Origin of the sequence: Paenibacillus sp. Soil724D2 (assembly GCF_001427935.1) — a bacterium.
Classification (GTDB): domain Bacteria; phylum Bacillota; class Bacilli; order Paenibacillales; family NBRC-103111; genus Paenibacillus_E.
In genome coordinates this window covers 46823-59009 of record NZ_LMRY01000010.1, presented here as the reverse complement: position 1 = coordinate 59009, position 12187 = coordinate 46823, and the positions used below count along the sequence as shown (strand labels likewise).

Below are 12187 nucleotides of genomic sequence, written 5' to 3'. Positions count from 1 at the left end.
ATATATTAGTTTATGATACGGCCGTATTCGTCAGGAATGCCCGATTTACGGAAGAAGTAGGTATTAATCTGGTCACGCCACTCCTTCGCATGTGCCGCTTGCTCTCGCAGTCGGCTCCTCACATCTCCGAAGCGCTCAGCATCTACTTTCCCCTCTAGCGAACTCCAGATCTGGGCCAATTCTTCCACCTGAAGAACGCCGCCGAAGTGAGTATCGTAGATGTGCTGGATGACCGTCTTACCTGTCTTCAGTTTGTGCGTATATGGCACATGATGGAAAAAGAGAAGCAGTTCATCCGGACATAATTCCCTTGACTCGTACCATTCCGAACGCGGCGCAAAGTATTGGGATGTGTACCCTGTTCCCGATTGGATGGTTCGATCTACGCCGATGCCGTGGCAGTCGGCAAAATGGTACGTCCCCCATCTTGAATATTCATATCCGTCTATGTTGGGGCCATAATGGTGACCTGGATTGACCATCCATCCTACGCCAAGAGGAGCTGTGTAATTTTCATAGATTCTCCACGAATCGAGAAGCATCTTCGACACACTGCGTACTACATCGGGGTCAGAACCGAATGTCATGTAGATCCATTCTAACGTGATTTGCTCAGCTGATAGCTGCGGATTCCATGCAAGCCTTCCAAAGCCATATAAATTGGCTTGTGCAAGCGTGTGTCCGGTCCAATTCGGGTTGTCTCCAATATTCGATACCGCCGCAATGCCCCCAAGCCGTCTCCCGAACAACAGTCCGCTTGCAACTTTCGCAACCGTACTTCCGCTCCCATGGGCAAACGTATCGAAATCGAGAGCCTCTTTCCACTGGGGGATCAGGTAGCACAGATGCCTCTGCTGGCCCGTGTACTCCTGCGTAATCTGCAGCTCCAGCACCTGATTCGTCGCGGACATCGCTCCGAGAAGCGGAGAAAGCGGCTCGCGGACCTGGAAATCCATGGGTCCGTTCTTAATCTGCAGAATGACGTTATCGCGAAATTTCCCATCAAGTGGTGTAAAATGATCAAACGCCGCTCTCGCCCGGTCGGTCTTGCTATCGCGCCAATCCTGCTCACAATTGTATACGAAACAGCGCCAAATGACGATCCCGCCGAAGGGCTGAAGCACTTCCGCCAGCATATTCGCACCATCAGCATGGTCACGCCCGTAAGTGAACGGCCCGGGTCGCCCCTCGGAATCTGCCTTTACCAGGAAGCCGCCAAAGTCCGGGATCTCCCTATAAATCTCCTCAGCTTTCTCCTTCCACCATTGCCTGACATTTTCGTCAATCGGGTCTGCGCTGGTCAGGCCTCCAAGCTCTAACGGACTAGCGTAGTTGACACTTAGGAACGTTGAGATTCCATAGCGCCGGAATACGCTGGCGACCCGAGCGACATCCGGTAGCAGCTTATCCGTAATCAGCAGGGATTCTACGGAGTGTACGTTCACGTTATTGATCGAAATGGCATTGATTCCCACCGATGCCAGCAAGCGGGCATAATCACGGATTCGCGACATGTCTCGAACAATCTCATTATTTCGGTAGAATATGGATTTCCCCGCATAACCTCGTTCAATCGAACCGTCCATATTATCCCATTGATTTAGCATCCGCAATCCGTTAGCGGGCGTTTCCGTAATCGAAAGATTAGTCAAACTCTCACCGCATTGCATCAGCCGCAGAAGATGGAAAACCGCGTACAAGGCTCCTTTTGCTGATTGGCCGGCAACCACAAGCCTCGATTGTCCATCCATCGATACGTTTCTGATCACGTAACCATCTTCGGATCCATCCGGCCAATTTAGCTCGGCATCAAGACCTTGTAACTGCCCGCGAACGCCGATCAGGATGCAGGAACTCCCATTGGAAGCCGTGGAACGAGGGGGCCTCACTCCAAGCATAGCATCGAGACCATCCATTAACTCCGCAACCGCAGTCTGAAGCACCTCTGATAAAGGACCGGGCACGGCGATCTCTCGTGCCCATACCTGATATTCATCTACTCTCTTGTCATCGTTTATAGGCGCATTGCGTAACCAGCAGGCATATGCGTTCGTGATGTGACTCATCGTGATACCTCCGCTAGTTTATGTTCATTCAGGTAACGACCTCTCAAATCGGAACCAACCGAAATCGAATTGGCTTCCCGGCAAAAATAGAAAGGTTACTTTTTGGAGGCCTGTTATTTTTTCCAATTCAAAGACCCGCTCTTCGTAACCATCGGACTGTGTAAACTCGATGAGTTGATTTTCCTCACCTTCCGGATTAGCGAAACGAATATGAATGGTATTTTTATCAAGAACTGATCGGCCATAGACGACAAGCTGCGTTGCCCCTAGGCTTGTAAAATCCATTTGGTCGAATTCCAAGAAAACATTATTTCCTATCCCTTCAACGCTGGCTTCCGAGATCGTAAACGTATCGCCATAAATGCGATCGCATTCCGTGGCGTAATTTATCTCGAAGGCTCTGTTCTGCTTTTGGAACGAAAAACCCTTGATGTGCACCTTCTTCTGAAGGACGAAGCAAATGGAAGTGATCCCGCAAAGACGCTTGGATAATCGATAGGTTACTTCTTGATACACATTCCACTTGGACGGTTTCTGATAGATGACATCCGCTAGGAGTTCACTGCCCGCTTCATCTGGCATGCCTTCCCAAATTTGCAGGGAATACTCTTCACTGGACAAGGCGAAAATCGGAATCGTAATCAAATCGGACCCGTGCGTTCCGAAATCAATATCACGGAACCCAACTTCAGTTTCACCGTCCCGGCTTGTAGCTACACCTCTCTCGTTTCCGTTTCCAACCTCCCCTTTACTGTAATCAAAAAGGCCGGCAGAGATAAATCCATAAGGATCCTTGTAAGCTGTGCCGAGTCCGACTGCTTTAAATTCCAGCTGGGAGATAAGCTTCGTCTTGTTCGTACCGTTCTTACTCATACAGCGAACCCGGAAATCGCCATCGCCCCATGCGGTGATTCTCGCTTCTTGGCCAAATGCTTCCACTTTCGCAAGATTGGAGGCAATTCCCGTATCATTCACAACACTCCACTCGACCTCTTGATAGGAGGTATCTGCGGGGTACAGGCAGGCTTGCAGCGTCATCTCTTTTCTCGTTTCGTTGAACATCTGTCCGGACGGGCTTACGATTTCAATCTTGCGTAATGGGATTTCATCTACGGTTCCCATGATCAGCGGCAGCTCTTGATTCTTGGTATGGGCGAAACCCCCAGCTAAGGATGTTTCTTCCTTTACCGGAAGAACATCAAATTCCACCGTCTGACTCTCCAAACCAACGGAAGAAACCACAACCCGAACCTTGCCAGGCTCCAGGGTAGCCCCGATAATCGCCATAAGTTTGCCGCTGAATAGTCTTCTGCTTATCCCTTTATATGGATCATAGTCGGTACTATCGCCATTATCCAAACCAAGCAAACGGCCTGCCCCCGTCACCTCGACACGTACCCGATTGCTTGCATTCTCCACCGGATTACCATCTGAATCTTCCATGTAGATTTCCAGGAAGATCAAGTCCGTACCATCGGCCATCAGGCTCTCCTTATCCGGCAGCAGACAAATATTCTTCGCATCCCCAAAGGACCTTCTTATATCCGTCGCAATGACACGGCCCGTTTCATCATAGGCTATTGCTTTCAATTCCCCTGCTTCATAAGGAAGCTTCCACCAGCCGACCAGCTGGGTTCCATGCTTATGATCGATATCAAAGGTTCCCACGATAGCGCCACCCAATTGCAATTCGATTTTCGGTGCATTCGAGCACACTCGAACATCGATCAATTGGCCCGGATTAAAGTCCCAATAGGGAAAAATATGGACCATCGGATTCGTCCTGAAGTCGGTCCATGCCGATTGGTAGATGTAATACGAATCTTTCTTAAATGTAGCTGTATCAATCTGTCCGAGATAGGAGTTCTTAGTATGATAAGGCGTCGGTTCCCCAATATAGTCGAAGCCGGTCCATATGAATTGCCCTAGAGAGAAGGGTGCCTCTCTTTCCGCGATAATACAGGCCTCGACGGATTTGGCTCCCCAGCTCGTCGCACTATTTCCCAGAGCCGAGCACTGCTCGTCGTCATCGGCAAGAATGGACTTCTCGAAAGGGAATCGATAAATGCCTCTGCTTTGAACGAGAGAGGCCGTCTCGCTGCCGTAAATGATCCAATCGGGATGCTCCTCATGGTGCTTATGGTAATATTTCTCCGCGTAGTTGTAGCCGGCAATCTTCACGATATCCGCACATTTTTGCGCATTCTCCCAAGGCATATAATTAGAACCGATGGTCACACTGCCGTTCTGCTTCGGATCGTATTTCAGCACTTCATCCATAAGCATTCGAGTGATTTCTTGCCCTCTTGCATCTGCATGAGTGTCGTAAATCTCATTCCCGATACTCCACATCATCAGGCTCGGATGATTCCGATCCCGCTTGACCCAGCATTTCACATCGGCCTTAGCCCAATCTTTAAAAAATCTTGCATAATCATATGGAGTTTTGGATCTTTCCCACATATCGAACGCTTCAGAGACGACCAGAAATCCCATCTCATCCGCTAGATCCATAAGTTCTGCCGCAGGCATATTGTGAGCGGTTCGAATGGCGTTAACGCCCATTTCTTTCAAAATCGTTAGCCTTCTTCTCAAGGCTTCTCTATTGAAGGCAGCTCCAAGCGCTCCTAAGTCGTGGTGCTCGCAAACCCCGTTCAATTTCATTCTTGTACCGTTCAGATGGAACCCGAGCTGTGGGTCAAGCATGATTTCCCGAAGCCCGAGATTCTGAGTGATGCTCTCTACGACTATGTCTTCCCGATCCTCTGCATCATGCTGCAATTGGGTGACAAGCTGATACAGGTGCGGCTCTGCCATGCTCCATAAAAGAGGGCAATCTATCGATAGCTTCTGTCGATGAAGAAAGCTGCCCGCAACAATCTTGTCTGTCACAGTTGCAACAAGTTCACCCTTGTATAGGATCGTATGCGAGATTCTTGCGTCCTCCTGGAGGTTCAATTCCGTCTCAACTTCTACCTCCCAGCTATCGCCTACCCTTTTTGCAGCAACATAAATGCCATCCGTTACAATATGATCTCGCGCTCTCGTCTTTAGCCACACATTGCGATAGATGCCAGCCCCCGAATACCACCGGCTATTCGGACTTTGGTGGACGACCTTCACCACGATTTCATTATCCCCGTCAATGATCGCATCTGTGATCTCGTGTTCAAAGGATGAATATCCGTACTTCCATTCTCCAATATATCGCTTATTCACATAAACGGATGAGTCCATATAGACTCCATCGAAGCTTATTAAAATTTGCTGACCCGCTTCTTTGGCACATGTAAATCTCTTCCTGTACCAGCCGATACTATTTTCATACAGATTTAATGTATTGTAGATCAGCCAATCATGAGGGAGATCTACCGGCTCAAATGTCAAACCGGCGCCATCCGTCACATCCAGACTGCTCTTGGCAAATTCCCATTCACTATTAAACAGTGTCTTCTTATTCATCGTTTACTCCACGCTCCAAGGTATCCTCAAATATGTAAAAAGACTTATCGGGCATTAAACGAGTATTGATCCTTTCGCTATTTCATATATAGATGACTTGGGCTAACGCCACCAGTAATTTTCATATTAAAAATTCAGGATCTACGACAATGTCCATTGTCGCAGATCCTATAAGAGCGCTATTTGTTATGATTAGTATCCAAGCTTGCTCTTCGTCTTGTTAAAAATATCGTTTGCCATTTTGATATAGCGGGAAGCGCCGAGCGCCTCGACCTGAGCCACATAAGCATTCCAATCGTTTGCAAGATTAGCTTGGCCGGTGACGAACTTCAGGGTCATCGTATCCACATAATCCATCAGCGGTTTCGAGATCAGGTTCATTTGTTCGCTTTCATCCGGAGTACCCATGATTGGCGGAGCCAGCGTTCTCGGTTTACGATGAGTCTGAATGCGGCTGAGGTAGTCTTTCTCGCCTTCAGTCATTTTGGACATCCGCAGTTTAGTGGAACCGCCGTACGCGAAGTTGCCGCCACCGAAACCGAAGTCGACGTTTAATTTTTTCGTTGCTGTCGGGTTCATGCCGTTAAAGGAGATGTCCGGTTTGAGCGTGATATTGCCGCTCGCATCCTTCGTATAGGTCTCGCCTTCGACGCCCCACAAACTGAGCGTTTGGCCTTCGTCCGAATACCACAACCAGTCAACAAAGCGAAGCATTTTGATAAAATTGTCCTTGCCGAGCTTCTTGAGCGCATTCTGGCTGATCATAACTCCGTTCTCGAGACGCGACGTTTCGATTTGAAGCATCCCTTTCGGGCCGCCCGGTTGAACGATCATATACAGATCGGCGTTCGGAACCTGCATCTTGGTCTTGGAATCGGCCAGTATCTGGTAGTTGGCGTTCATGACATAAGTATCGCCTTTATAGAACTTGGCTTGTGCGGTTTTATCGTCTTGGGTGAAGGACTCCGGATCGAGCAGCCCCTCTTTGACCAGCTTGTTTAAGAACGTCACATAATCCTTGAACTCATTGGTCGAATTGGCGAATTCGAACTGTTTCGTCTGTTCATTGAAGCGCGTGCCGTTGGCAACTCCCCAACCGCCGGTTACGCCGTATTGAGCTGCCGTAATATTCAGCGTCGATTTTCCCGTGAATTCATCGGACATTACGTACTTCGCACCGGTAGACTCTTTCACTTTTTTGAGGGCTTGGTAAAAGTCTTCATAAGTCCATTTGCCTTCCTGACCTTTCACGTCGACTCCCGCTTTTTCGAAAATGTCTTTCCTAATCATGTAGGAGTAGCCTGCTCCCGGCGATTCCCACAGCCCTGGCAGCACATAATATTTCCCGTCCGATTTCAGCTTCTGCTGCAGGTCTCTTTCCATTCCCCAAGCTTTTACAGCCTTCTGATAGTTCGGCATGTACTGCACCCAATCGCTGATCGGTACAATTTGGCCTCCGGCTACGTAAGCGGATTCGTCATAAGTTTTGGGGATAATGAAGGGAGCATCGCCGCTGTTGACTAAGAGCGACTTCTTGTTCTCGTATTCGGTAGCAGCAACTACGTTTACGTCAAACGATACGTTCGTTTTTTCTGTGATCGAGCTCCAGAGCCGCCATTCCTTCTTATACGGATAGGTCGGTTGATCGCTGAACATAATCGAGTAATTCACAGGCTCATTCGAACGGAACGTTTGGCCTTCGCCAAAGGAGTAATTCTGTGGTGCTGCGGAGCTTGTACCTGGGGATGCGCTGCTGGACGATTCTTGCGTGTCGCTATTTGTACATGCTGTCATGCCGACGGTCATCAGAACCGCCAATGCAACCCCTACTGCTTTTGCAGATCTTTTCATTCTGTGCACCCTCTCAAATGTATATTTTTATATAACAGAAACGCCGCCATATAGATGCCTCTTAGTAACAACCCGCGATTGCAGCCTTTCCGAAACAAACCTAACGCGATTACCCTTTTACGGAACCAATCATCATGCCTTGCACAAAATACTTCTGCACGAAAGGATAGAGACAAATAATCGGCAAAGAAGTCAACACCATCGCAGTGGATTTAATGGTTGCCGCGATCTGAGCGGTCGCATCACTGCTGAGTCCAGCTTCAGTAGGATTAATCGCGCTGTCGATGATCTGCCGCAAATAGAGGGCGACCGGCCATTTATCTTTCGATTCCAGGTAGAGAGACGGACCAAACCAGTTGTTCCAGATGGAGACCATGCTGAACAATACCATCGTGGCCAGAATCGGTTTGGAGAGCGGAAGCGTAATCCTTAGGAAGATGCGGTAAACACCTAGGCCGTCGACCTTAGCCGCTTCTTCCAATTCGTTCGGCAAGCTTGCAAAGAAGGTCTTCATTAGGATGACATTGAAGGCGCTGATGGCGCCGGGTATGATAATGGCCCAGATGGTATCCCTCATGTGCAGCGTTTTGGCGACCAAGATATAGTTCGGGATCAGCCCGCCGCCAAAATACATCGTGAACAAGACGAAAGGGATAAAGAATTTGTTAAGACGCAACCTATCCTTCGACAACGGATAAGACATAACGGCCGTCGCCGCTACGGATATCACCGTTCCTACAATGGCATACAGGATCGTATTGCCATAATATTTGAAGAATTCAGGTCTGCTTAGCACGGCTCGGTACGTTTGGTTCGTAAAGTCAACGGGGAATATGGTGACCTTCCCTGCATATACGGCAGCCTCCGAGCTGAACGACTGAGCGACTAGATATAAGAATGGATACAAAGTCATGACGACGACAAGGGCCATGATGAATCCGTTAATAATCTGAAACATACGATAGGACGCTGACTCCTTCATCTGAACTACTCCTTTCTACCACAAGCCCGAATTCGTTGTTTTCTTGGAAATGTAGTTCGCCGACGTGACCAGAATAAGACCGATGACGCCTTCGAACAGACCAACTGCAGTGGCATAACTGAAGTTCCCGCCGGTGATCCCCATCCGGTAGACGTAAGTGGAGATAACATCTGCCGACTCATAGGTTAATGGATTGTACAAAAGCAGGATTTTCTCAAAATTCGCTCCCAATATGCCGCCAATATCGAGAATGAGCAGCGTCATGATCGTCGGCAAAATACCTGGAATCGTAATGTGCCATGCTAGCCGTAACCGATTAGCCCCATCCACTTTGGCCGACTCGTACAAATCGGTATTGATGCCTGTCATCGCCGCCAAGTAGAGAATGGTGCCCCAACCGAGCCCTTGCCAAATGCCGGACGTCACATAAATCGTCGGAAACCATTGCGGTAAGGAAATGAATGCAATTTTCTCTAAACCCAGATTGGCGAGCAGTGTGTTAAACGGCCCGGACATGGATAGCAATTCCTTGGTCATGCCCGCGACGATGACCATGGAGATAAAGTGAGGCAGATACGATACGGTCTGGACGAATTTCTTGATGCGAATCCGCCGAAGTTCATTCAGCAACAGCGCAAAAATCAAAGTGAGCGGGAAACGAATGACTAAATACAAGACACTTAAATACAAATCGTTGCGGAAGGCTCTCCAAAAGGAGGGATCCTTCATGAACATGGTAAAGTAAGATAATCCTACCCATTCCGTCCCGAACAAGTTGGTTCCGCCTCTATACTTACGGAAAGCGATTACATTACCAAGCATAGGAATGTACTTGAAAATGATAAAGTAAATAACGGGAATAAGTAGAAAGGAATACAACTTCCACTCCTTCCTGACGTGTCTTAGAAGAGGTGTCTGTAACACCGCCTTATTCGCAACTGACATATAATTACCCACCACTTTCTATTGAAAAATTGTCTCCTAATCATACACCAAAAAAATCTTCGCAATTGCGCTTAATCACTAGTCCCCTGAATTCTTATGCGCATTCAGAAAGCGCATACAAGACACTTTAAAAACCCGGTTAAGTTACTTATATCATTGCGTTTCCTCCTTACTAGTTAGTCACAATATCATTACAAATACTCTTCTTTTAAAAGTCAACACGAATTATGGGGAGTCCGAAGGTTTAATACAAGCAGCACATCAATTGCCGTTCCCCTCGTTATTCGAGTCATAAAAACCTGTAATTATTAAATAACAACATTGCAAACTAGAACGGTATTCGCTGAAGTATGAGCACCATCTAATTAATATAATTTTACAAAATGGCCTATTTTTTTACCATAGAAGAATACAAGAATACTTGTAATTATTAAATATCTTTTAAGAGCCTTATGGGCATGCTATGATGGACACAGTGCCTCCTTTTCCCGATAAAGGAAGCGATCCTGAATCATACAGGAGCTGATCTTTGCCATGGACTTCGAGCAGTTCGAATCAATTGTCCCCGAGGTTTTCTTATTCGTCGACCGACGCTGTTTTCCCGAATGGGAAATCATCCGACAGGAAATCGATTTTCATGACCTGACGTTCATCGTCGAAGGAAAAGCGAATTATTTTGTTAACGGCGAGAAAATAACGGTGGAAGCGGGGGATATGCTTTACATTCCCCAGGGAAGTATCCGCGAGGCACATACCTTCAAAGATGATCCCATGCATTCCTACGCCTTCAACTTTACTCTGTTGCAGCCCTCCGATAAAATCCGATTTCCGTTCGAAATCGTAACCAAAAATCGAATCTCAAGCGAAATCTTAAACTACATCCTTGAATTTAATCGCGTTTGGAGTGGCATGCAGCCTGGATATCGAATGTTTGCGAGAGGCATCTTTCATTTGATTCTCCACCAGTTACTGGCGATTTCCTTTCGCCATTCCCCTGAATCCCATTCTGATATCCGGATCGACAAGGTCAAGGAGTTCATCATCGACCACTACTCGAATGAGCTGGATTTGGCGACTGTCGCCAAGGTAGTCAATCTGCACCCTGTTTATCTCGGCAAGCTCTTCAAAACCAGCACGAGCTTCAGCGTCAAACATTTCATTAACATCATTCGGGTCAACAACGCGGAAATGATGCTGTCCGGCGGCGGGTTTTCCGTCTCGGAAGTGGCGGAACGCTGCGGGTACAAAGACAACTGCTATTTCAGCAATGTATTTAGATCCATTAAAGGCTATCCTCCATCAAAGGCGAGCATGCAAAAAAGAACCTAAGAATGAACCGCGGTTGTGGAATAATAAATAGAAGGCAATCGCTTTATGGCACATTGTGTACTGAGTGAGCTTTCAAGGCTGAAACCAATCCCAGAGAGTTAAAAAAACCGTCAGGAAGATCCTCCTGACGGTCCTCAATTAAACCCCATCTCCTCCCAATCGACCATCATTCGAATTCCTTCTAATGCAATGGGCTCATCATCCGCAAACAACACCTTATTAGCTTGAATTGAAGGTAGTTTCGCTCGTTATTGAGGAGTTCTAGCATCTTGCCAGAAGCTATTATACCAGGCAAAGAAACAACACCACCAAATGATTTGGGGAGGTATTTCATCATTTCAGTCCGATAAGTGCCAAAAGGACAGATTGGATAGTGGGTTTTGATTTCTTTGAGACAGATCGAGCCCATTTCCAGGCGTTACTTTCAATCTCTTTGAGCTCCTGATTATGTTCTCTTATCTTTTCCTCAAAAAAATATGGATAATTGTGCATGGTGTGTACCTCCAATTCCTTGAAAAGCTGACTTGCCTTCTCTTTGAGCTCATTATAATAAAAAAAGTATGACAACAGTCTGTCATACTTGAAGATATCGATTTAACATTTTTTCAATCTTATCTTTGAGCAATTGCCTTAACGCGAGTGGTTCAAGAACCTCCACATCATCACCAAAGCTTAAAATCGTTTCAACTAACCATTCAACTTCAGAAGGATTGATAATGGTAACCGTAAGCGTGCCATCTTCATTGAAATATTTATCCTCCGCATAAAAACAATCTAGGGCATGTGCCAAGGATCTGCCTGAGAAATGAAGAACAGCACCCTCGATTTCTTCTTTCTGATAGTCCAAAGAAATATCTTGTAGTAGTGTTGGGTGGATACGCTGGTATAATTCCGGCAAGCTAACCAAATCTAACATTCTTGTAAGTTTAAATACGCGATAATCGTTACGAGCCCTACAGTACCCATGTAAATACCAAGAATAATATTTAAACAGAAGGCTGACTGGTTCAACTATCCTATTGGCTCTCTCATTCTTAGAATTCATGTATTCAAATCGAATGACACGGCGATCCGTTATGGCTGCTCGAAGTGTATGGAGAGTTGCGTTGTTGGCTCGCCAGCTTCCAAGATCCATGGTCAAGCTTGGCATCTTATCGCTTTGAATGGTCTGAAGCCTATGTATTGTCTCCGTTGCTCGGTCATCCTTAAACACCGTTGCCGTACTGTGAAGTAGCGTGATTAATGACTCAATGTCGCTTGCGTGCAATAAACTTTTATCCATTTTATATTCTTTAATAATCCCATATCCGCCGTTAACGCCTTGAAAGGATACAACAGGGATTCCAGCCGCACAAATAGCCTCTATATCACGGTAAATGGTTCGTTGGGATACATGATATTTGTTCGCAAGCTCTGAAGCAGAAATGACTTCGTTATTTAAAAGCGCATAAGTAATCGATATTAACCGTTCTAATTTCATCATTATCACCCATTAAGTTTCTATAGAAATGCTGCCCGTTACTACAATGAGAAAGAGGAGCTGCTTCGCTGC

General features: G+C 46.7%; 7 protein-coding genes. 1 reads left to right on the top strand and 6 read right to left on the bottom strand.

The window, feature by feature from the left end; genetic code table 11:
* Positions 1-5 precede the first annotated feature (5 nt).
* The 5 genes from ASG85_RS12145 to ASG85_RS12125 all read right to left on the bottom strand — a co-directional run bounded on the left by ASG85_RS12145 (position 6) and on the right by ASG85_RS12125 (position 9306).
* The gene (locus tag ASG85_RS12145) at positions 6-2066 is read right to left on the bottom strand and encodes an alpha-glucuronidase family glycosyl hydrolase (RefSeq protein WP_060646363.1); all 2061 of its coding nucleotides are present in this window, start codon (positions 2064-2066) and stop codon (positions 6-8) included.
* Positions 2067-2090: 24 nt separating this feature from the next.
* Positions 2091-5528 carry a glycoside hydrolase family 2 TIM barrel-domain containing protein gene (locus ASG85_RS12140; RefSeq protein ID WP_060646362.1) on the bottom strand — a complete coding sequence of 1146 codons (3438 nt, stop codon included), beginning with the start codon at positions 5526-5528 and terminating at the stop codon, positions 2091-2093.
* Positions 5529-5720: 192 nt separating this feature from the next.
* Entirely contained in the window at positions 5721-7379 is a 1659-nt protein-coding gene (locus ASG85_RS12135; protein ID WP_060646361.1) for an extracellular solute-binding protein, read from the bottom strand.
* A 109-nt stretch (positions 7380-7488) separates the two neighbouring features.
* The gene (locus tag ASG85_RS12130; RefSeq protein WP_060646360.1) at positions 7489-8361 is read right to left on the bottom strand and encodes a carbohydrate ABC transporter permease; all 873 of its coding nucleotides are present in this window, start codon (positions 8359-8361) and stop codon (positions 7489-7491) included.
* Between the two features lie 15 nt (positions 8362-8376).
* Positions 8377-9306 carry an ABC transporter permease gene (locus ASG85_RS12125; RefSeq protein WP_060646359.1) on the bottom strand — a complete coding sequence of 310 codons (930 nt, stop codon included), beginning with the start codon at positions 9304-9306 and terminating at the stop codon, positions 8377-8379.
* Positions 9307-9840: 534 nt separating this feature from the next.
* On the opposite strand from ASG85_RS12125, the gene ASG85_RS12120 reads away from it, so the two are divergent.
* Entirely contained in the window at positions 9841-10635 is a 795-nt protein-coding gene (locus ASG85_RS12120; RefSeq protein WP_060646358.1) for an AraC family transcriptional regulator, read from the top strand.
* A gap of 574 nt (positions 10636-11209) precedes the next feature.
* On the opposite strand, the gene ASG85_RS12115 is transcribed toward ASG85_RS12120, so the two are convergent.
* A complete protein-coding gene (locus ASG85_RS12115) occupies positions 11210-12118 on the bottom strand; it encodes a YafY family protein (protein WP_321166581.1) in 909 nt (302 codons plus the stop codon).
* Positions 12119-12187: the final 69 nt, after the last annotated feature.